Origin of the sequence: Pseudomonas mucoides, assembly GCF_015461845.1 — a bacterium.
Classification (GTDB): Bacteria; Pseudomonadota; Gammaproteobacteria; order Pseudomonadales; family Pseudomonadaceae; genus Aquipseudomonas; species Aquipseudomonas mucoides.
This window is the reverse complement of record NZ_JACOPW010000003.1, coordinates 635,929-656,362: the sequence shown is the minus strand read 5'-3', so window position 1 is coordinate 656,362 and position 20,434 is coordinate 635,929. Positions and strand designations below refer to the sequence as shown.

Below are 20,434 nucleotides of genomic sequence, written 5' to 3'. Positions count from 1 at the left end.
TCCAATCTGTGCCAATTGCTCATCAATTTCAACAGGTCCAACCGTGACTGGTCAGTTCTCGTTAGCGTAGGCTGATTTATTCTCGCCGGGCGGTTCACGAATCCTCGACGGATGTGTTTAGAATGCCCCTCGTCACGATTATCCAGTGTTCGTGCGGGTTGCTCCCGGACCCCACGAGACTGACCATTAAAACAAGAACGTAGACGAGCAAAAAGACGATGGACGACGACCGGCAAACACCGGCGCTCTGTTGGCTTTGCCGTCATAGAGTGGGGCTGCCGGGATGGCGGTTTCATCGTGGGATGCCATGAATTTCATTCTTTACTCGGACGTCAACGACAGCTCGATCAGTCAGAGCCTCGGTCGTCCCGAATACAGCTACTACTTCGTGCTCAAGGCGTATCGCCCGGTGCTCGAAAGCCTTGGGCGCGTGCACGTGGTGTCCTCCACCGCCGAGGTCGATCCCCTCTACAAACAACTGCTGGCCGCTGGCGAGGACAGTCTGTTCCTGTCTTTTACGCCGCCACAGAAAACCCCGAACGACCTTGAGTGCCCGACGATTTGCGTGGTGGCCTGGGAGTTTGATTCGATTCCCGATGAGCAGTGGGACAACGACCCGCGTCAGGACTGGACGCAAATGCTCGCGCGTCAGGGCCGGGTGATCACGCTATCCACTCATACCGCCCGGGCGATTCGTCGGTCCATGGGTGAGGACTTCCCGGTGCTGGTGTTGCCGACGCCGTTGTGGGAAAACTTTGCGGCCATTCGCAGCCAGCACACCAGCGTCCCGGTGAACGCCGGTTCGACGCTGGACATCAAGGGCTGCATATTCGATTCGCATACCCTCGGGCTCAGCGCCGATGCGCTGATTCCGGCGCCGCCCACGGCCGAGGAACTCGCGGCGCTGGAAGCGTTGAAGCCGCCGCCACTGACACTGAAACGCCGCTTGGTCATTGCCCGGCATTACCTGCACATGTGGCGCCGGGACATGGGCAAAACGCTGCCGGTTCCATTGCCTCGCACGCACTATCTCAGCCAGTGGTACTGGGAAGGCATCCGCGATTTGCTCTCCGATGCAGCGCATGCTCGAGTGGCCGAATACCTGCCAGCCATCGCCGGCCCGCTGACAATTGCTGTGCCAGAACCTGAACCGCGCAATTGGCCAGACACCACCTCTTTGGTAGAAACCCGGGTCGATGGCGTGATCTACGTCACCGTGTTCAACCCGCGTGACGGGCGCAAGAACTGGCATCACTTGATCACCGCATTCTGCTGGGCCTTTCGTGAAACGTCTGACGCCACGCTGGTGCTGAAGATTACCCAAAGCGACCTGTCGTCTTACTACGACGAGCTGATGACCTTGCTCGCGCAACTCTCGCCATTCGCCTGTCGGGTGGTGGTGATGCACGGTTACCTGGACGATCCGCAATACGCCCGGCTTTACGCAGCGGCCAGTTTCTACGTCAATGCCTCGCGCTGCGAAGGGCTGTGCCTGCCGCTGATGGAATTCATGGCCAGCGGCAAACCGGTGATCGCCCCGGATCACACGGCCATGGAAGATTACATCGATGAGCGCGTGGCCTTTGTGGTCAAGTCCAGCGAAGAACTGACCATCTGGCCGCAGGACACCCGGATCATCTACCGCACCCTGCGCTATCGACCGGACTGGGGTTCGCTTAAAACAGCCTACGAAAACAGCTACCGGATGGCCAAGGCGCAACCGCAGGACTATCGGCGCATGTCCCAAGCCGCCGTCGAGCGTATGCACGACTATTGCGCTTTCGCCCCGGTGCAAAAGCGCCTGGCGGATTTTTTCGGGCTTGCGCCACAGGGCTCGCCGGCAGCGACCGCAACGGATAACGCCGCATGCTGATCATCATTCATTCGGAAACCAACCAGCACACCATCGCCCAGAACCTGGGCCGTTCGGAATACAGCTACTACTTCGTGCTCAAGGAGTACCGGCCCGTGCTGGAAAGGCTGGGGCGCGTGGTGGAAGTCCGCGACCCGCAGACTGAAGTTGATGCCTTGTACCGGGAGTGTCTGTCCCGAGGCGAAGACTGCGTGTTTCTGTCGTTTTCGCCCCCTCATCGCACGCCGGTCAATCTTGCTTGCCCGACGCTGCCGGTGTTCGCGTGGGAGTTCAGCACCATCCCCAACGAGCCCTTTGCCGGTGACCCGCTCAATGACTGGCGCACGGTGTTGCGGGCAGCAGGTGCGGCGATTACGCATTCCAGCTACACCGTGACGGCAGCGCGCGAGGCGATGGGCGCCGACTATCCGATCGTCGCGGTGCCGGCTCCGGTGTGGGACCGGTTTGCCGAGCGCGGCGCGCAATTGCAGCGTCAGCCCTTGGCCAGCCAGGTGCGATTGAAGATCAAAGGGCTGCTGGCCGACAGCCGCGAACTCGACTTGCGAGCCTTCGGGCCTGCGTCATCGCGCGAAGGCGTAGGCATCGACTTCGAGGCCCCGCCACGTGAACACGAGTTGGTTCTGGACGGCGTGATCTACACCTCGGTGTTCAACCCCGGCGACGGGCGCAAGAACTGGGAAGACATGCTCAGTGCTTTTTGCGTGACGTTCCGCGAAGTGGATGACGCGACACTGGTGCTCAAACTGACCCACCACGATGCCGAAGCCGCGCTGACCGACATCCTTCACCACCTGTACAAAAACCAGTCCTATCGCTGCCGCATCGTGCTGATTTATGGCTACCTCGCGGATGCGGATTATGAGCGTCTGGTGCAGGCGACCAGTTACGCAGTCAACACGTCCTACGGCGAGGGCCAGTGCCTGCCGCTGATGGAGTTCATGTCCTGTGGAAAACCGGCGGTGGCGCCACGGACCACGGCGATGATCGATTACCTGGATGTCGACAATGCGTTCCTCATCGAGTCCACGGACGAACTGACCGCCTGGCCGCATGATCCGCGCCGGGCGTTCCGGACATTGCGATACGTCACCAACTGGTCGTCGTTGTGCCGCGCATACCGGACAAGCTACGACGTCGCCAGGAACGACCCTGAACGTTATGCGCAGATGTCCGCGCACGCCGTGGCCAGCCTCAAGGCATTCTGCAGCCAGGCCACTGCCGAGCAGCGCCTGAAGGCCTTTTTTGCCCGGCTGTTCGAAACCCGCGCCGTGGAAACCCCCGAGGCATGATCCGCGCATTGGTCAGACGTTTCTTTCCTGAAGCGAAGCCAGAACCCGCGCCGTTGCTGGTTGAGCCCACCCGTGTGTCGCCAAGAGAAGTCGGTTTGCATGATGCGATGCATGACGGCTGGTTTTCAGGTGACAGTGGCGAACTGCTCAAGGGGTTTGCCATTACCGCCGACGACACCTTGCTGGACGTCGGCTGTGGCGAAGGGGTCGCCACCTTGTTTGCGGTGCGCCAAGGCGCGTCGGTGATCTTCACCGACAGCGAACATGACAAGGTCCGCGACCTGGCCCGGCAAGTGGAGACGCAATCGGATAAAGCCAATCTCGGTCTGGTCAGCAACAGCCTGCCATTGCCGCTGGCGGACGGTTGCGCGAGCAAAGTGGTGTGCATGGAAGTGCTGGAGCATATCGATCAACCGGAGCCGTTCATGGCCGAGTTGGTGCGCATGGGCCGACCTGGTGCGTTGTACCTGCTCAGCGTTCCGGCACCGGTGGGCGAACATTTGCAAAAGGGCATCGCCCCGGCGAATTACTTCCAATCGCCCAATCACGTACACATTTTTACCCCGGAACGCTTTGCCGCACTGGTGGAGGACGCGGGGCTGGTGATCGAGCATCGTCAGGCCACCGGGTTTTTCTGGGTGATGGGCATGATCTTCTTCTGGGCCAGCGAGCGGGCTGCCGGTCGGGATCTGGGCGGCGCGGTGCGTGACCGCATTCAGGCGCCGTACCCGCCGCTGATGGAAAGCTGGGCGAAAACCTGGCAAGACTTGCTGGCGCAACCCGACGGCTTGGCGATCAAGCAGATGCTTGATCAGTTCATGCCCAAGAGCCAGGTGATCATTGCGCGCAAACCGGTGAATGCCGATGCAGCGTCCAGGAGGACGGCATGAGTAATGACAAACGGATCATGGACATCGAGTTGTTGCGCGGTATCGCGGTACTTGGCGTGCTGTTTCATCACCTGCAAGACAGCCTCTTTGCAGCCTCGGTGCCGTTGCTGCAAACCATTACCGCGTTCGGTCAGCCGTGGTGGGGCGTCGATCTGTTTTTCGCGATCTCGGGATTTGTCATCGCGCGCAGTTTGATCCCGGCGTTGCAAGGGTGCAGCACCCGTCAGGAGTACTGGCAGCAGACGCGTAATTTCTGGCTGCGCCGAGCCTTTCGATTGTTGCCGTCGGCCTGGTTGTGGCTGGCGCTGATGTTGCTGGCGTGCCTCTTTCTCAACCGCTCCGGTGCGTTCGGTACGCTGCACGCCAACGTGCAGGCGACGCTGGCCGGTGTGGCGCAATACGCCAACTTCCGCTTCGCCGACAGCTTCTATCACTACGAATACGGCACCAGTTTTGTGTACTGGAGCCTGTCGCTGGAAGAGCAGTTCTACCTGCTGTTTCCGCTGCTGATCCTGGTCTGCCGCAAGCATCTGGTCTGGGCGTTGCTGGCGTTGGTCGCGGTGCAGATTTTCACGTTGCGCACACCGATCCTGATGGTGGTTCGCACCGATGCGCTGGCCCTCGGCGTGTTGTTGGCGATGTGGAGTGCGCAGCCTTCGTACCGGCGCTGGGAACCGACGTTTCTGCGTCGCCCCTGGGCTGGCGTATTGGCGTTGATCGTGCTGTCGCTGGCGCTCAGTTTCATGGCGACTGATCGCTTTACCTTTACCCAATACCGCATCGGCGTGATTGCCGTGTTGTGCGCGGTGCTGGTTTGGGTCGCGTCTTACAACCGTGATTATCTGCTGCCTCGAGGCCTGCTGAAAAATGTCATGACGTGGGTCGGCAGCCGGTCTTACGGGATTTACCTGATCCACATCCCGGCCTACTTGCTGGTGCGTGAATTCACGTTCCGCTTACAGGCTGCCGGGCTGCCCAGCCCGGCGGGCCATCCGGTCCTGACGTTGCTGATGGCCGGCGGCCTGATCGTGCTGCTGAGTGAACTCAACTACCGCTACATCGAAATGCCCATGCGCAACCGCGGCGCCTCGCTGGTCAAACGCCTGAGCACGTCCCGAACAGCCGTCCCATCCTCTGGAGCTACCTCATGCTGAGCCTTTTGAAGAAACTCACGGCGGGCACGCCCGCTCCCGCGACGCCTGCGGCAGACAAGGTCGAGAAAGTCGACCCGTACATGCTCGGCCTGCACGATGCGATGCTCAGTGGCTGGTTCAATCAGCAAACCGGCGAGCTGTTCACCGGGTTCCCGGTGAGCGCCGAAGACACGCTGCTGGACGTGGGCTGTGGTGACGGCGGCAACGTGCATTTCTGCGGCATGCGCGGGGCGAAGATCATCATCGCCGACATCGACGCGGCCAAGGTCGAAGCCACCCGCCAGCGCCTCGGCGATACCCCGGCGCGCGATGTTGAATGTCATGTCACCGACTGCAATCCGCTGCCGATTGCCGACGCCACCGCTACCCGTGTGGTGTCCACCGAAGTCATCGAGCATGTGGACGATCCTGCGCAGTTCCTCGCCGAACTGGTGCGGGTCGGCAAGCCGGGGGCGCTGTATTTGCTCAGCGTTCCGCACCCGAGCTCCGAAGACCTGCAAAAGGACATCGCCGCGCCGGAGTATTTCCAGAAGCCCAACCACATTCGCATCATCAGCGAAGAGCAGTTCAAGGCGATGGTCAGCGATGCCGGCCTGGAAGTGCTCAGCCACAGCCAGTACGGGTTTTACTGGTCGATGTGGATGTTGCTGTTTTGGGAAGCCAAGGTCGACTTCAGCAATGCCGACCACCCGTTGCTCAACCACTGGGCCGACACTTGGCAAGCGGTGCTGGCGTCCCCTCGCGGCGCACAGATCAAACAGGCGCTGGACGCGGTCGTGGCGAAAAGTCAGGTGATCATCGCCCGCAAGCCGATGGTGTAGACGCCCAGGTAGCCGCAGCCTACGGCAGCTGCTACAAAGGTCGGTTTTGGCTCAAGGGTTTCAATGGTGTTTTCCCCGCGTTTGATCGTCTGGCTGACGGTGCTGATGCTGCTCAACGGCTGCGAGCAACACGACGTGCCGCCGCTCGATCAACAACTCTACGTCTGGCAACGGCAATGGACGCCCGCCCATGACGCGGCCCTGCGCGACAGTCGGGGGGACTTTTCGACGTTACGGGTGTTGGCCTTACAGGCGTTTCCCAAGGACGGCTGGCGTCGTGCACGGGTCGATGCGGCGTTGCTTAAACGCGATGATCGGCCGCTGATCGCGGTGATTCGCCTAGATGGTCAGCTCCAGTCGTTGGACCAGGATGAGGTCACTGCGCAAATCCAACAGCTGCTCAGCGACTGGCAAGGCCAGGGGCTGACGCTGTCTGGTGTGGAAATTGACCATGATGCGGGGAATGCCCGGCTAGCAGCCTATCGAGCATTTCTAACGCACCTGCGCGCGGCTTTACCGACCACATTACCGCTGAGCATCACGGCGCTGCCGGCCTGGCTGGACAGCCCCGAACTGCCGGCGCTGTTATCGACCGTCGACAGCAGCGTGTTGCAGGTGCACGCGGTGAGCGATCCTCGGCGCGGGTTGTTCGACCCGGATCAGGCACGAAAGTGGGCCAAGGGCTGGGGGCGCGTCACGACGAAGCCTTTCTATCTGGCACTCCCGGCCTACGGCGTGGCCTTATTGTCCGGCGCCAGTGGTGCGCCGGTGGTGGAAAGCGAAGTGCCGGTGGGACGCGGCGGCGAACGCCGTGAACTGCTGGCTGATCCATTGCAACTGCGCACACTCGCCATGGATTTACGCGCCGATCCGCCGGCTCATCTGGCCGGCCTGATCTGGTTTCGCCTGCCGCTGGCGGGCGACCGTCGGGCCTGGAGTTTGACAACCCTGGCTGCGGTGGCACGCGGTGACGCACTCGACAGCCGCTTGAGTGTGAAACTTAGTGCGCAAGACGGCCTCTATGACATCAGCGTCAGCAACCAGGGCAACCTCGACAGCCCGTGGCCCGAACGCGTGACCCTGGCCGCGCAGGGTTGTGACGGCGCCGATGCGCTGGCCGGTTACGCGTTGCAACAAAGCCCCGATCTGCTTACCTTCACCCGCCTTAGCGACGGCCGAATAGCCGCCGGTGGGCAGCGTGCAATCGGTTGGGCACGCTGCACAAAAATTGATCAAGGAGGTTCGAATGTTTCCCCGTAACTGGCCCCGCCATCTGCTCTGCCTGAGCCTTAGCCTGCCGCTGGGTTCGGCGCTGGCCTGCGGGCCGGACTTCCCGATGCGCCTGCTGGATAACCGCAGCCAGTCATTGGCGGAGCTGCCGGAAGGCAACTTCCAGTTTGAAGTCAATCGACTCGGGCATGCGATCGCGGGGCTCAAGAATGTCGCGCAGTCGCCCTACAGTATGGAGGCGACGGATTACGCAGCGCAGCGGGACACCGCTGAGCAGACCGGGCTGACGGCGGAACAGCAAGCGCTGGTGAAACAATTGCGCAGCCTGCCGCAGGCGCATCAGGTCGAAGAACAAGGTGCGAGCCTGCCGGCCGAGCTCAAGCTGTATCTGGCGGGCGCTGCGGCATTCAGTGCGGGCGATCATCGTTTGGCTGCCGAATACTTCGAAAAAGTGCTGGCGCTGCCGGCCGATCAACGCGCCTTGCGCAGCACCTGGGCCGCGTATTCGCTGGGCCGGACGCTGTTTGCCATGAGCGCCGAGGTGGACGCATCACCCGATCGGCTGGCGCAGTCGCGCAAGGCGTTCGAGCAAACCCGTCAGCTGAGTATCGATGGCTTCAGCGATCCGCTGGAACTGGGTGTCGCCAGCCTCGGCGAAGAAGCTCGGGTGGCCCGTACCGCTGGCGACTGGGACAGCGCCATCGAACTCTACGCCACGCAAAACCTGCACGGCTCGGCGGTGGGTTACACCTCATTGAAGCTGCTGATGGCCGATCTGCTGGCGATGCCTGACGATCAATTGACCGCGTTGCTCAAAGGTAAACCGGTACAACAACTGGTCACCGCGTCGTTGATCAGCCGCCTGGGCTGGTCATTTGGTGATCAACCACCCAACGAATTGAAACTGATCAAACTGCTGCAAAGCAGCACCCGCGGCAGCCTGGATAACGCGGATCGACTGGCCGCGATGAATTATCAACAAGGCGATTACGCGAGCGCCAAGGCCTTCCTGGAACACGCCGGTGACGGCGGCCTGGCGTGGTGGTTGCGGGCGAAACTGGCGTTGCGCGATGGCGATAAAACCGCGGCGGCTGCGGCGTATGCGAAGGCGGCTCAAGCGTTCCCGCAGAATGAATCGTGGGGTGAGCGTCGCACGCCGGACTACGATTACGAAACGCTTCAGCCCAAGTGTCGGGTCGAAGGCGAAAGCGCAATTCTGGCGCTGCAACGCGGGGATTATCTGCAAGCGTTCGATCAGTTGTATCGCAGCCAAAGCCTCTACTGGTTCGATGCCGCGACGGTGGCCGAACGGGTGCTGACCGTCGATGAACTCAAGCATTACGTCGACACTCAGGTGCCCAAGCCACCGCCGTTGACCCAGCAGGACCGTGACAACTACGTGCCACTGCCGGTGGCGGCGAAACTGCGAAATCTGCTCGGCCGTCGGTTGTTGCGCGAAGAGCGTTACGACGAAACGCTGGTGTACTTCGACAATCCTGATCTGCAGAAGAAAGCCCGGTTGTATGCGCAACAGCGTCAATTGGCTGATGCAGCATGGTGGCCGACCAAACGCGCCGCCGCCCTGTTCAATGCCGCCTGGACGGCGCGCGAGTGGGGCATGGACATTCTCGGTTACGAGATGGCCCCGGACTACGCCACGTTTGGCGGCAATTACAGCCTCGAAAACACTGAGCTGAAGGTCGGACCGTTAGTGGCTGAAGGTGAAGTCCGGCGCCAGCAAGCCAGTGCCGCCAAACCTGACGAGCGCTATCACTATCGGTTCGTGGCCACGGCATTGGCCCGTCGCGCCGCTGATAACTTGCCGCACACCAGCCAGGCGTTTGCGGCGGTGCTGTGCGCGGCGGCGGGCTGGAACAGCAGCCTTGAAGAGCAAAGTGCGCTGTACCAGCGCTATGTAAAAGAAGGACCTTATGTGGATTGGGCGGTGGATTTTGGTCACCAGTGCCCTTATCCCGACTTCGAAAACGCCAGCAAGCGATATGTAACCCAGGCCACTGACGCAACGCGTTCCATACTGCGGCCCTACAAGTGGCCGCTGCAGATCGGCGGTGTCGTCGGCGTGACGGCGGTGGCATTGCTGTTGATCAACCGTCGCCGTCGTCGGACGCGGTAAGGCTTACGCTTGTTGCACAAAGGTCAGCCGCACTGCGAAACCGATCAACAGGCTGCCAAACAGCCATTGCTGGAGTCGCTGGGCCGAAGGACTGCGTTGCAGCCAACGGCCCAGTGCCGCGCCGACCAATGCGTAGGCGCTGTCGAAGAGGAAGCCGACACTGACCAGCACCATGCCCAGGATCGCGAATTGCCTGAGGACTGAACCGGTGTGTGGATCGATGAACTGTGGCAGCAGCACCGAACAGAACAGCAACGCCTTGGGGTTGAGCAAATTGGTGAGCAGGCCGCGCTGAATCGACGCCGACCAGCGCGGTTTTACTGCCGTCGTTTCGGTGCCGTTCAGGTTCGGCAGCATCGTCGTCCGCAGACATTGAATACCCATCCACAGCAGATACGCGGCCCCGGCCAGACGTACCACATCGAACGTCCAGGGCGCCGCTTTGAACAATGCCGCCAACCCCAACGCGGCCAACGCCACATGGCAGCCACGGGCAATCCCCAAGCCCACCGCCGTCGCCAATGCCGCTCCTTTTCCCTGACGGGCGCCGGTTTGCAACAGCAGGATCATGTCCGGCCCAGGCAACAAATACACCACCGCCAATGCCATGAAAAACAGCCAGAGTCCTGCCATGTTGCGCCCCTTTCGTTGTCGATTCGGTAGGGCCAGTCTAGGACGCAAGGGCAGGGCAGGTGGTTGCGAAGTCAGCTTCTAAAGCATGGAAAATTGGCATAACCTGCTGCTTATATAGGATCAAACCATCAGGATCTGCCAAACCATGAAACTGGACGCCTACGACCGCAAGATCCTCGCGGCCCTGCAACGGGACGGTCGACTGAGCAATGTGCAATTGGCTGACGAAATCGGTTTGTCTGCCTCGCCCTGTTTGCGTCGAGTGCGGATGCTGGAAGAGGCCGGGGTGATTCGCGGTTATCAGGCGAATCTGGATCGCGATGAAGTGGGGCTAGGGCTGACGGTGTTTGTCGGGGTCAAGGTCGAGCGTCACAACGACGAGCAAGCCGAAGCGTTCCGTGTGGCGGTAACGGCGTTGCCGGAAGTGATTTCGGCGTTTCTGGTGTCTGGCGAATCGGATTTTTTACTGCAGGTGGTGGTGCCGGATTTGCGTGGGTATGACCGCTTTCTCACCGAGAGGCTGCTGAAGTTGCCGGGTGTGAGCGATATCCGCAGTAACTTTGCGATTCACACGGTGAAGACGCCCGGGGCGTTGCCGTTGGGGCATCTTCCGCTTTAGACCGCATCGCCCCCATCGCGAGCAGGCTCACTCCTACACGGTTTTGTGAACGCCACAAATCAACTGTGGGAGTGAGCCTGCTCGCGACAGCGGTAGACCGGATAACGAAAACCTACAGTCTTACATCTGCGTCGCCATCCCCTCCACATTCATCGCCGCCTGACGCAACGCCTCCGACCGTGTCGGGTGCGGATGGCACGTCAGCGCAATGTCCTCGGCCGAGGCGCTGAATTCCATCGCCACGCAATACTCGCCAATCATTTCACTGACGCTCGGGCCTACGAGATGCACGCCGAGAATTTCGTCCGTGCGTTCATCGGCCAGCACTTTGGCGAAGCCTTCGGTTTCGTGGTTGATCTTGGCTCGGCTGTTGGCAGTGAACGGGAATTTACCGACCTTGTACGCGCGACCTTCGGCCTTGAGCTGCTCTTCGGTCTTGCCGACGCTGGCCAGCTCCGGTTTGGTGTAGATCACGCTGGGAATCAGGTTGTAATTCACTTCGCCGGCCTTGCCGACAATCTGTTCCACGCAGGCCATGGCTTCGTCTTCGGCCTTGTGGGCGAGCATCGGCCCGGACGTGACGTCACCGATTACCCACACGCCAGGCGCTTCGGTGCGGTGACCCTTGTTGGCGAGCATGCCGCGCTTGTCCGTGACGAGGCCGACGTTTTCCAGACCCAGGCCTTGGGTGTACGGCCGGCGCCCGATCGACACCAGCACGTAATCGGCCTCCAGCCACTCGGCGGTGCCGCCGGCCGCCGGTTCAATGCTGAGCTGAACACCGCTCGCCGTTGACGTGGCGCTGGTGACTTTCGAACTCAACTTGAAGGTGATGCCCTGTTTGCTCAGCGAGCGCTGCAGGGTTTTGCCTGCCTCAATGTCTACCCCCGGGCAGATGCGATCGAGAAATTCGACTACCGTGACTTGAGCACCCAGGCGCCGCCACACGGAGCCCAGTTCCAGGCCAATGACGCCGGCACCGATCACCACCAGGTGTTTGGGCACCTCGGCGAGCGACAGCGCCCCGGTGGAATCGAGAATGCGTTGGTTATCGATGTCGACGCCCGGCAGGGGAGTGGGCTCGGAGCCGGTGGCGATGATGATGTCCTTGGCGCTCAGCTCGGTCTTGCCGCCGGCACTGTCGGTGACCGTGACTTTGCCCGGCCCGTCGATGTGGCCCCAGCCCTTGATCCAGTCGACTTTGTTTTTGCGAAACAGAAACTCGATGCCCTTGGTCAGCCCAGTAACGCTTTCATCCTTTTGTTTCATCATCTGGGCGAGGTTGAGGGTGGGTTTGACGTCGATGCCCAGGTTGGCGAATTCCGCGCCCATGGCCGCGTCGTAGAGTTCGGAAGCGTGCAACAGCGCCTTGGACGGCATGCAGCCGACGTTCAGGCAAGTGCCGCCCAGGGTCGCGCGACCTTCGACGCAGGCCGCTTTCAAGCCCAGCTGGCCGGCACGGATCGCGGCGTTATAACCACCGGGGCCACCGCCCAGAATCACGACGTCGTAGCTGCTCATGGATGTACTCCTGAAGTGAAGGGATCGGGCTGGTTAACCGTAGTAGTTGATAAAAATTACGAGCGTAATATGAGCGTTTATCGCAGTTTCGGTCAAGGCTTCAGCCTAGCGACAGGTTCCGCGCCTTTAGATAACAGGATTTAGTACAAAAATTTCACCGTTTTCGTTATATCGTAACGAAACGCGATGTCCGCATTGAATAAGCACTGGGGTGGTATGCAAGTCGATCTCGAAGTCGATGGCGCGCAGGTAGCAGGGCTGCCGCGCTTTCAGCAGGCGCTCTTTCAGGGGCGGCGATTGCGCCAGTTCGCCATTGGCCTGAGTGCTTTGGCAGCGGCCGGGCTGGTGCTGGCGTTGTTTGTCGGGTTGTTTGCGCCGCAGTCATTGTGGGGCGCGTTGTTGGTGAGTCAGAGCGCCGCTTTACTGGTGCTGGTCGCCGGTCTGCAATCCGCCTGGTGGGTGACCCGGTGGCGAACGCAGGCGATGGACCCGCCGCTGTCCGTGGTCGTGGTCGAAGAAGCCGTTGCACCGCAAGGGTGGTATGAGCGGCTGCTGGAGCGACTCAGTCAGGGCTCGATGAGAATGCTTGGCCAGATCGGCGCGCCAACGCTCTGGCTCGGCGGTTGGGCGCTGTTGACGTTGTTCAGCATCAGTCAGTTCTGGAACCTCGCATTACCGCCCGCCGCGCTGGGGTTGTCGGCCAGCGTCGGCGCGGCGCTGGCATTGCTGCTGGCGTTTGGTCTGCTGGTGGTCGAGCGGCAACTGGCCCAGGAAAACATCGCTCAATGGCCCGAAGCCGGGCCGTTGGCGCAATTAACGCGGGTGGCAATCATTTGCCTGGTGATCGGCGCGTTGTGTCTGTTGTTCGCCAGTGAAACCTCGGTCTGGCCGGTGCGATTGGCGGTGCTGATCGGTTTGCTGCCGGGGCTGGTCGCGGTCGAGTTGCTGCTACGTGCGGTGTTGTCGCTGTTCAGCCCGAAGCGTGAACAACTGGAACCGACGTTGCTGGCGCGCAGTTTTGTCGCCGACATGCTGCGCTGGCCGCCGCAACCGCTGCTTGCGTTGCAACACGAACTGCACAACCGTTTTGGCATCGACTTGCGGCAGATCTGGGCCTTCACTTACATGCGCCGGGCGTTTTTGCCGGTGCTGGCGGTGATTGCCTTTGTCGGCTGGTCACTTACCGGTATTCACGAAATACCGTTGCAAGGGCGGGGCATCTACGAGCGTTTCGGCAAACCGGTGGAGGTGTTTGGACCTGGCTTGCACGCTGGTTTGCCGTGGCCGTTGGGGCGCGTGCTGAGTATTGAAAATGGCGTAGTTCACGAGTTGGCTACCAGTGTTGGCGAAGCGTCGACACCGGTCGTGCCCGAGCCTGCCGAAGGCCCGGCGCCGGCGATTGCCAATCGGCTATGGGACGCCAGCCACGTGAACGATAAATCCCAGGTCATCGCCAGCAGTCGCGCCGACAAACAGAGCTTCCAGATCGTCAACATGGACGTGCGTTTTGTCTATCGCATCGGCCTGACCGATCAAGCGGCGCTGGCGGCCACCTACAACAGCGCGGACGTGCCAACGCTGATTCGCAGTACCGCCAGCCGGATTCTGGTGCATGACTTCGCCTCGCGAACCCTCGACGGTTTGCTCGGCGAGGACAGGGTAGGGCTCGCTGAAGAGATCGGCCGGGCAGTGCAGGCTGACTTGCGGAAACTCAATAGCGGTGTGGAAATTCTCGCCACCGTGGTCGAGGCGATTCACCCACCGGCCGGCGCCGCCAATGCCTATCACGGTGTGCAGGCTGCGCAGATTGGCGCGCAAGCCTTGATCTCGCGGGAACGCGGTGCGGCTGCGGAGGCGACCAACCAGGCGCAACTGCAGGCCAGCATTGCCCGCGACCAAGCGACCGCCAGCGCGCATGAAATCAACGCCACGGCCCAGGCGGCAGACCTGAAATTCAACGCCGAACGGAAAGCTTACGCCAGCGCCGGCCAAGCCTTTGTGCTCGAACAATACCTCAGCCAACTGAGCCAGGGCCTGGCCAACGCCAAGCTGCTGATTCTTGATCATCGTCTGGGTGGCAGCAGTAATGCGCCGACCATCGACCTCCGTACATTCACGCTGCCGGCTGATCCTGCGTCGCCGCGTACGAGCGCCCAGCCAGGAGCTACCCATTGAGCCAGTCGCACACACACGATCACGATGACCACGCCGGCCACGATCACGGCCATGGCGGACATGGGCATCACCACGGGCACCACCATCACCACCACGGCGATCCACAAGAAGCCGGCCCGTTCCCATGGCGGCGCATGGGCTGGGCGGCGTTGCTCGTGGCGTTTGCCATCGCTGCCGCCAGCCTGGTCCAGGTGCGCTCGGGGGAGGCCACCGTGATCACGCGCTTCGGCAATCCATCGCGAGTATTGCTGGAGCCGGGTCTTGGCTGGCGCTGGCCGGCACCGTTTGAAGCGGCCATTCCTGTCGACTTGCGGCTACGGACCACTTCCAGTGGTTTGCAGGATGTCGGCACCCGCGACGGTTTGCGCATCATCGTTCAGGCCTACGTGGCGTGGCAGGTGCAGGGCGATCCGGACAACGTGCAACGCTTCATGCGCGCCGTGCAAAACCAGCCGGATGAAGCGGCACGGCAGATCCGCACGTTTGTCGGCTCCGCGCTGGAAACCACGGCCAGCAGTTTTGATTTGGCAAACCTGGTTAATACCGATGCGAATCAAGTGCACATTGCCGACTTTGAGGCGCAACTGCGGCAGCAGATCGATCAGCAATTGCTCACCACTTATGGCGTGCGCGTGCTGCAAGTCGGCATCGAACGTTTGACCCTGCCGTCGGTAACGCTCACTGCCACGGTTGATCGCATGCGCGCCGAGCGTGAAACAATTGCGACCGAACGCACCGCAATCGGCAAGCGTGAAGCTGCGCAAATCCGGTCCGCTGCCGAGCGGGATGCGCGAATTGTGCAGGCCGATGCAACGGTAAAGGCGGCTGACATCGAAGCTCAATCGCGGGTCGAAGCAGCACAGATTTACGGCCGTGCGTACGCCGGATCTCCGCAGCTCTACAACTTGCTGCGCTCCCTCGACACCTTGGGCACCATCGTTTCGCCGGGCACCAAACTGATATTGCGCACCGATGCCGCGCCGTTCCGGGTGTTGGTTGACGGCCCGCAGACCCTCGAAAACAAGTCCGGGTCGCAGCCATGAGTTTAGTTCCACGTGGAACACATGAGTTAAGCAGTCCCTGGATTCAGGCCGGACGCCTGGCTTTTCTGGCGCTGTATGCCGTAACGGTTCTGGCTGCATTGGCTTGGGCGTTCTCCAATGTGCGGCAGATTGATCCACAGAATCGCGCAGTGGTTCTGCATTTCGGGGCGCTGGATCGCATTCAGAATGCCGGTTTATTACTGGCGTGGCCGCGACCGTTTGAGCAGGTGGTTTTACTGCCCGCCGCTGATCGGGTCATAGAACGCCGGGTGGAAAACCTGTTGCGCAGTGATGTCGCCTTGCAGGCTGATCGCGTGGCCACGTTCGCCACACCGCTCAGTGATGCACTCGCCGGGTCCGGCTATTTGCTGACGGGTGATGCCGGCGTGGTGCAACTCGATGTGCGGGTGTTCTACAAAGTCACCGAGCCCTATGCGTTCGTGCTGCAAGGTGAACATGTGCTGCCCGCGCTGGATCGGTTGGTCACCCGCAGTGCCGTGGCCCTGACCGCCGCGCGAGATCTGGACACCATTTTGGTGGCGCGTCCGGAGCTGATCGGCGCCGACAATCAGGCTGCCGAACGCCGTGAACGTCTGCGCGGTGATCTGGTGCAGGGCATCAATCAGCGGTTGGCCGAACTGAGGGCAACAGGGCAGGGCTTGGGCATCGAAGTCGCCCGAGTCGACGTGCAATCGAGTTTGCCCGGCCCTGCGGTTAACGCCTTCAACGCGGTACTGACCGCGAGTCAACAAGCCGACAAAGCCGTGGCGAACGCACGTACCGAAGCCGAGAAGGCAACTCAGGCCGCTAACGAACAAGCGGATCGAACGTTGCAAGTGGCCCATGCCCAAGCCAGCGAACGACTGGCAAAAGCGTCTGCCGACACCGCCACCGTCCTGAGTCTGGCCACGGCTCAACAGCAGGGCACCGACCCGCAAATGCTGCTGCGTATTTACCGCGAACGGATGCCGAAAATTCTTGGTCAGGCCGGTTCCGTGACCACGGTTGATCCGAAAGACGATTCCCGCCTGATCATTCAGGGAGCTGCACAATGACCGCGCAATCCGCCGCCGCACCGAGCATGTTGTCCTCGGCCGAACAACGCAGCGCCGCTCGCCAACTGACGCTGGCCATGCTCGCACTGGGCTTGCTCGGGCTCGGTCTGATCTGGCGCTGGCTGTCACCGGAACAGACCGGCGTCAGTCAATTGCTGCTTGGCTTTGCTTCGCTGTTGGTGGCCGTGCCGGTCATGCGTTCGGCGTGGTACAGCCTGCGTTACCCAAGCTTGCACGGGATCACCGACCAGTTGATCGCACTCGCCATGCTGGGTGCCTGGGCCACGGGTGATCTACTGACCGCCGCGTTGTTGCCGATCATCATGATCTTCGGCCACGTGCTGGAAGAGCGTAGCGTGATCGGTTCTCAGGAGGCGATTCATGCGCTTGGCAAACTGACCCGCAGCCATGCGCGCAAGGTGCAGTTGGATGGTTCGATCCTCGAAGTCGACAACAGCACCCTCAAGGCCGGCGATCTGGTCGAGGTGCGGGCCGGTGATCGCGTACCGGCGGACGGTCGGGTGTTGTCCGGTCAGGCGAGCCTCGATACCGCTTCGATTACCGGGGAATCGGTGCCGATGGAAGCCGCCGTGGGCATGCCGGTGTTCGGCGGTGCGATCAACCTCGATGGGCTGCTGCGCATTGAAGTGACCCGCACCGGCAACGAGTCGACCCTGGGTAAAGTCATCGCGCTGATGCAAAGCGCCGAGCGTTCCAAGCCGCCGATTACTCGTTTGTTGGAGCGTTACGCTGGCAGCTACATGGTGTTGGTTCTACTGCTGGCGGCAGTGACGTGGTTTGTCACCAATGACGCTCAGGCAATGCTCGCGGTGCTGGTTGCGGCGTGTCCCTGTGCACTGGTGTTGTCGGCACCGGCAACGGCCATTGCCGGGGTGGCGGTGGCGGCGCGGCACGGCATTCTGATTCGCAGTTCGGCGTTCCTTGAAGAGCTGGCGGACCTCACTTCGCTGGTGGTCGATAAGACGGGTACGCTGACGTTCGGCACACTACGCTTGCAGTCGATCGACAGTCCACTGGAAGACCGCAGTCATGTTCTGAAACTGGCCGCCAGCCTCGGATCCGCCAGCAGTCATCCGGTCAGTCGTGCGCTCGCCGGGCTGGTCACGCAGGAGCATTTCCTGTTGCTGTCGGACATCCATGAGCGCCAGGGATTGGGCGTGGTAGCGATGACTGAACAGGGTGAGGCCGCCCTCGGTCGTCCGGAGTTGTTCGCGCAATTGGGCATTGCCACGTCGGCGGTTCCTGAGCACGACGGTCCGATTGCCGGGCTGGCGCTTAAAGGTGAATTTCTCGCCTGGCTGTTACTGGCCGACAGTGTCAAACCCGAGGCGCGATTTGCCCTGAATGAGTTGCGAGAACTGGGCCTGGGTCGGCAGTTGCTGCTCACCGGGGATCGGCAGAGCGTCGCGCATACGCTGGCCCGCGATGTCGGCATCAGCGATGTCGAGGCGCAGGCGTTGCCGGAGGACAAGCTTAATCGCGTGCTCAAGGAAATCGGCAGCGGCTTTCGGCCGATGGTGGTCGGGGACGGGATCAACGACTCCCTGGCGCTCAAGGCCGGTGTCGTCGGTGTGGCCATGGGCGCGGGTGGGGCGGACATTGCGCTGGCCTCGGCTGACATTGTATTGATCGGCAGCGATCTGCGTCGGCTCGGCACCTGTGTGCGTCTGAGTCGCCAATGTCGCCAGACCTTACAGGTCAATGTGATCATCGGTTTGGGCTGGACCCTGGCGATTGTGGCCTTCGCTGCGTTTGGCTGGCTCGGTGCGGCGGGCGCGATGATTGCGGCGTTGCTGCATAACTTGAGCACGTTGCTGGTACTGGGCAACGCTGGGCGTTTGCTGCGCTTTCAGGAGCCTTTGCTCAAGCTCAAAGACGAGAGTTGAACGATCTGAATTTTTTTTGCATGCCTCTGTAACTCCGTTGGGGCCGCGCTCTCTAGTGCTGTGTCGGGACTGAACAACGTTCCAGCCGACAACCCTGACGATCACCGAGGATACAAAAATGAACTTCAAATCCGCTACCGCTGGTGCCGCTCTCGCCTTCGCCGCTGCAACCTTGTTTGCCGGTGTTGCCACGCAGGCCCAAGCCGCCGACGCGGCTCAGGTTCACTGCTACGGCGTGACTTCCTGCAAAGGCATGAACGATTGCAAAACCGCAGAAAACGCCTGCAAGGGTCAGGGCGTCTGCAAAGGGCACGGCTTCAAGGCGATGACTCAGGCCGAATGCATGAAAGCGGGCGGCAAGGTCGGCGAATAACCGACCGCCGCTTGGCGCCGCAGTGGCTACCCATGGCCACTGCGGCTTTTTTTGCGAGGAGTCCGCAAATGTCTGCATCCCTTCCTTGTCTGGGTTATGGCCTGGGTTTGCGCAGTGCCTACTACCAACAGATTCTTGATCAGTCGCCGGCCGTGGACTGGTTCGAAGTTGTCTCCGAAAACTTCATGGTGCAGGGCGGCAAAGCCCTCTACTACCTTGATGCCATCGCCGAGCGTTATCCGCTGGTGATGCATGGTGTGTCGCTGTCCATTGGCGGGCCGCATGCTCTCGATCCGGGCTATCTGCAACAGCTCAAACGGCTGGCTGATCGCGTCAAACCGGCGTGGATTTCCGATCACTTGTGCTGGAGCCGTGGCAACGCCCATCAGTTGCATGATTTGTTGCCATTACCGTACACCGAAGAAAGCCTGTATTACGTGGCAGGTCGAGTGCGCCAGGTGCAAGACGTTTTGCAGCGCCCCTTGGTATTGGAGAACGTCTCCAGCTATGTGCGCAGTGCCGGCGATGATTTCAGCGAGTGGGAATTTCTTCGCGCCCTGAGTCAGCTGAGCGATTGCGAGCTGTTGCTGGACGTCAACAATGTCTATGTCAGCTCACGCAATCATGGCTTCGATCCGTGGACCTTCATTCAAGGTTTGCCGGCGAACAGGATTCGCCAGCTCCACCTGGCCGGCCATAGCGATTACGGCGATTACGTCATCGACACCCATGACCATCCCGTCAGCGATCCGGTCTGGGCGCTTTACCAACGAACCCTCGATTACCTCGGTCCTGTTGCTACGCTGCTGGAGCGCGATGACCATTTTCCGCCGTTTGCAGAACTGCTCACTGAACTGCAAAAAGCCCGGGAGCTGGGCGAGAGCGTGCTGGCCCGGAGGCACAAATGCGCCTGAACGAATGGCAACAGTCCTTTGAGCGTTACCTGTCGGGAGAGTCTTCGGTAGCTGACTTGGCGCTGGGCTCAAGCTTGATGGGTGGGCCGACGCTGGATGTCTGCACGGGGCTGGCGATTTATCACAACGCTTACCAAGCCCGGCTGCAGGAAGTGCTGCGCGGCGACTATCCCGCAGTCCTTAACTGGCTAGGTGACGACGAGTTCGAACGGCTCGCCACCACGTACATCCGTCAAAATCCCTCGGCTCACTACAGCCTTCGCTGGTTCGGCGAAGGCTTCAAAGCGTTTATTCGCCAGCACTTGGTGCAAGAGCAAAGTGCACCACTGGCCGAACTCGCCGCTCTGGAGTGGGCTTTCACGCTGGCATTCGATGCGCCACCGGGAACGCCGTTGACGATGCAGGACATGGCGGAGCTGGCACTGCACGACTGGCCGACGCTGCGAGTCAGCCCAAGTCCTTCGCTGCAATGGCTTGAGTGTGCTTTCAACAGTGTGGCGCTTTGGCGATCAGCCAAGGATGAAACGCAGTTCCCTGGCAGTACGGGACTCGACGCTCCCAGCGTTGTGGTGATCTGTCGAAATGATCTGGTTTGCCACTATCGAAGCCTGGAACCTGAAGAGGCCAACGCTCTAAAAGGACTGTTTGAACAGGGATGGAATTTTGCTGAACTGTGCTCCGAATTGACAGTCATCTATGGAGAGGGCGCACCACTTCAAGCTGTGACATGGCTCAAGCAGTGGATTCACGATGGTTGGTTGCAGCGTGGCAAATCATAGAAGTCGGCTATTAATTCGATAGCC

The 20,434-nt window shown here is 61.0% G+C and carries 17 protein-coding genes; 15 read left to right on the top strand and 2 right to left on the bottom strand.

Going from position 1 to position 20,434, the window contains the following annotated elements:
* Nucleotides 1-307: 307 nt before the first annotated feature.
* From H8F22_RS17850 to H8F22_RS17820, 7 genes are all read left to right on the top strand, one after another.
* Complete coding sequence (locus H8F22_RS17850; protein ID WP_228758829.1) at nt 308-1,873, top strand: glycosyltransferase; 1,566 nt, start codon at nt 308-310, stop codon at nt 1,871-1,873.
* Nucleotides 1,867-3,162, top strand: coding sequence for a glycosyltransferase (locus H8F22_RS17845; RefSeq protein ID WP_027926231.1), 1,296 nt, complete (start codon nt 1,867-1,869; stop codon nt 3,160-3,162). Before H8F22_RS17850 ends, H8F22_RS17845 begins: the two co-directional genes overlap by 7 nt.
* Nucleotides 3,159-4,052 carry a class I SAM-dependent methyltransferase gene (locus H8F22_RS17840; RefSeq protein WP_027926232.1) on the top strand — a complete coding sequence of 298 codons (894 nt, stop codon included), beginning with the start codon at nt 3,159-3,161 and terminating at the stop codon, nt 4,050-4,052. Before H8F22_RS17845 ends, H8F22_RS17840 begins: the two co-directional genes overlap by 4 nt.
* Nucleotides 4,049-5,206, top strand: coding sequence for an acyltransferase family protein (locus tag H8F22_RS17835; RefSeq protein ID WP_059181907.1), 1,158 nt, complete (start codon nt 4,049-4,051; stop codon nt 5,204-5,206). The genes H8F22_RS17840 and H8F22_RS17835 overlap by 4 nt, the downstream gene beginning before the upstream one ends.
* Nucleotides 5,200-6,027 carry a class I SAM-dependent methyltransferase gene (locus H8F22_RS17830; RefSeq protein ID WP_027926234.1) on the top strand — a complete coding sequence of 276 codons (828 nt, stop codon included), beginning with the start codon at nt 5,200-5,202 and terminating at the stop codon, nt 6,025-6,027. Before H8F22_RS17835 ends, H8F22_RS17830 begins: the two co-directional genes overlap by 7 nt.
* A gap of 63 nt (nt 6,028-6,090) precedes the next feature.
* The gene (locus H8F22_RS17825; RefSeq protein ID WP_194940512.1) at nt 6,091-7,287 is read left to right on the top strand and encodes a DUF3142 domain-containing protein; all 1,197 of its coding nucleotides are present in this window, start codon (nt 6,091-6,093) and stop codon (nt 7,285-7,287) included.
* On the top strand, nt 7,274-9,391 hold the full coding sequence (locus H8F22_RS17820; protein WP_194940511.1) for a hypothetical protein: 2,118 nt from the start codon (nt 7,274-7,276) through the stop codon (nt 9,389-9,391). Before H8F22_RS17825 ends, H8F22_RS17820 begins: the two co-directional genes overlap by 14 nt.
* 3 nt (nt 9,392-9,394) lie before the next feature.
* Here the strand turns inward: H8F22_RS17820 and H8F22_RS17815 are convergent, their stop codons facing one another.
* Nucleotides 9,395-10,024, bottom strand: a complete 630-nt coding sequence (locus H8F22_RS17815; protein ID WP_194940510.1) for a LysE family translocator — start codon at nt 10,022-10,024, stop codon at nt 9,395-9,397.
* Between the two features lie 145 nt (nt 10,025-10,169).
* Here H8F22_RS17815 and H8F22_RS17810 point away from each other — a divergent pair, with 145 nt between their 5' ends.
* Nucleotides 10,170-10,643: an Lrp/AsnC family transcriptional regulator gene (locus H8F22_RS17810; protein WP_027926238.1), complete on the top strand. Its 474-nt coding sequence runs from the start codon at nt 10,170-10,172 to the stop codon at nt 10,641-10,643.
* Nucleotides 10,644-10,763: 120 nt separating this feature from the next.
* Here the strand turns inward: H8F22_RS17810 and lpdA are convergent, their stop codons facing one another.
* A complete protein-coding gene (lpdA, locus tag H8F22_RS17805) occupies nt 10,764-12,164 on the bottom strand; it encodes a dihydrolipoyl dehydrogenase (RefSeq protein ID WP_194940509.1) in 1,401 nt (466 codons plus the stop codon).
* Nucleotides 12,165-12,380: 216 nt separating this feature from the next.
* Between lpdA and hflK (H8F22_RS17800) the strand changes: the two genes are divergently transcribed.
* The 7 genes from hflK (H8F22_RS17800) (at nt 12,381) to H8F22_RS17770 (ending at nt 20,410) form a co-directional block, all read left to right on the top strand.
* On the top strand, nt 12,381-14,339 hold the full coding sequence (hflK, locus tag H8F22_RS17800; RefSeq protein ID WP_194940541.1) for a protease modulator HflK: 1,959 nt from the start codon (nt 12,381-12,383) through the stop codon (nt 14,337-14,339).
* Entirely contained in the window at nt 14,336-15,382 is a 1,047-nt protein-coding gene (hflC, locus tag H8F22_RS17795; RefSeq protein ID WP_059181912.1) for a protease modulator HflC, read from the top strand. The genes hflK (H8F22_RS17800) and hflC overlap by 4 nt, the downstream gene beginning before the upstream one ends.
* A complete protein-coding gene (hflK, locus tag H8F22_RS17790) occupies nt 15,379-16,437 on the top strand; it encodes a protease modulator HflK (RefSeq protein WP_027926242.1) in 1,059 nt (352 codons plus the stop codon). The genes hflC and hflK (H8F22_RS17790) overlap by 4 nt, the downstream gene beginning before the upstream one ends.
* The gene (locus tag H8F22_RS17785) at nt 16,434-18,344 is read left to right on the top strand and encodes a cation-translocating P-type ATPase (protein ID WP_027926243.1); all 1,911 of its coding nucleotides are present in this window, start codon (nt 16,434-16,436) and stop codon (nt 18,342-18,344) included. Before hflK (H8F22_RS17790) ends, H8F22_RS17785 begins: the two co-directional genes overlap by 4 nt.
* 118 nt (nt 18,345-18,462) lie before the next feature.
* Nucleotides 18,463-18,717: a BufA2 family periplasmic bufferin-type metallophore gene (gene bufA2, locus H8F22_RS17780; protein WP_027926244.1), complete on the top strand. Its 255-nt coding sequence runs from the start codon at nt 18,463-18,465 to the stop codon at nt 18,715-18,717.
* 68 nt (nt 18,718-18,785) lie between these two features.
* Nucleotides 18,786-19,631, top strand: a complete 846-nt coding sequence (bufB, locus tag H8F22_RS17775) for an MNIO family bufferin maturase (RefSeq protein WP_194940508.1) — start codon at nt 18,786-18,788, stop codon at nt 19,629-19,631.
* Nucleotides 19,622-20,410, top strand: a complete 789-nt coding sequence (locus H8F22_RS17770) for an HvfC/BufC N-terminal domain-containing protein (RefSeq protein WP_194940507.1) — start codon at nt 19,622-19,624, stop codon at nt 20,408-20,410. Before bufB ends, H8F22_RS17770 begins: the two co-directional genes overlap by 10 nt.
* Nucleotides 20,411-20,434: the final 24 nt, after the last annotated feature.

What these genes read in the sequence shown, in the direction of transcription:
- H8F22_RS17850 (WP_228758829.1), top strand. Translation starts at nt 308, where the DNA reads ATGAATTTCATTCTTTACTCGGACGTCAACGACAGCTCGATCAGTCAG.
- H8F22_RS17845 (WP_027926231.1), top strand. Translation starts at nt 1,867, where the DNA reads ATGCTGATCATCATTCATTCGGAAACCAACCAGCACACCATCGCCCAG.
- H8F22_RS17840 (WP_027926232.1), top strand. Translation starts at nt 3,159, where the DNA reads ATGATCCGCGCATTGGTCAGACGTTTCTTTCCTGAAGCGAAGCCAGAA.
- H8F22_RS17835 (WP_059181907.1), top strand. Translation starts at nt 4,049, where the DNA reads ATGAGTAATGACAAACGGATCATGGACATCGAGTTGTTGCGCGGTATC.
- H8F22_RS17830 (WP_027926234.1), top strand. Translation starts at nt 5,200, where the DNA reads ATGCTGAGCCTTTTGAAGAAACTCACGGCGGGCACGCCCGCTCCCGCG.
- H8F22_RS17825 (WP_194940512.1), top strand. Translation starts at nt 6,091, where the DNA reads ATGGTGTTTTCCCCGCGTTTGATCGTCTGGCTGACGGTGCTGATGCTG.
- H8F22_RS17820 (WP_194940511.1), top strand. Translation starts at nt 7,274, where the DNA reads ATGTTTCCCCGTAACTGGCCCCGCCATCTGCTCTGCCTGAGCCTTAGC.
- H8F22_RS17815 (WP_194940510.1), bottom strand. Translation starts at nt 10,024, where the DNA reads ATGGCAGGACTCTGGCTGTTTTTCATGGCATTGGCGGTGGTGTATTTG.
- H8F22_RS17810 (WP_027926238.1), top strand. Translation starts at nt 10,170, where the DNA reads ATGAAACTGGACGCCTACGACCGCAAGATCCTCGCGGCCCTGCAACGG.
- lpdA (WP_194940509.1), bottom strand. Translation starts at nt 12,164, where the DNA reads ATGAGCAGCTACGACGTCGTGATTCTGGGCGGTGGCCCCGGTGGTTAT.
- hflK (WP_194940541.1), top strand. Translation starts at nt 12,381, where the DNA reads ATGCAAGTCGATCTCGAAGTCGATGGCGCGCAGGTAGCAGGGCTGCCG.
- hflK (WP_027926242.1), top strand. Translation starts at nt 15,379, where the DNA reads ATGAGTTTAGTTCCACGTGGAACACATGAGTTAAGCAGTCCCTGGATT.
- H8F22_RS17785 (WP_027926243.1), top strand. Translation starts at nt 16,434, where the DNA reads ATGACCGCGCAATCCGCCGCCGCACCGAGCATGTTGTCCTCGGCCGAA.
- bufA2 (WP_027926244.1), top strand. Translation starts at nt 18,463, where the DNA reads ATGAACTTCAAATCCGCTACCGCTGGTGCCGCTCTCGCCTTCGCCGCT.
- bufB (WP_194940508.1), top strand. Translation starts at nt 18,786, where the DNA reads ATGTCTGCATCCCTTCCTTGTCTGGGTTATGGCCTGGGTTTGCGCAGT.
- H8F22_RS17770 (WP_194940507.1), top strand. Translation starts at nt 19,622, where the DNA reads ATGCGCCTGAACGAATGGCAACAGTCCTTTGAGCGTTACCTGTCGGGA.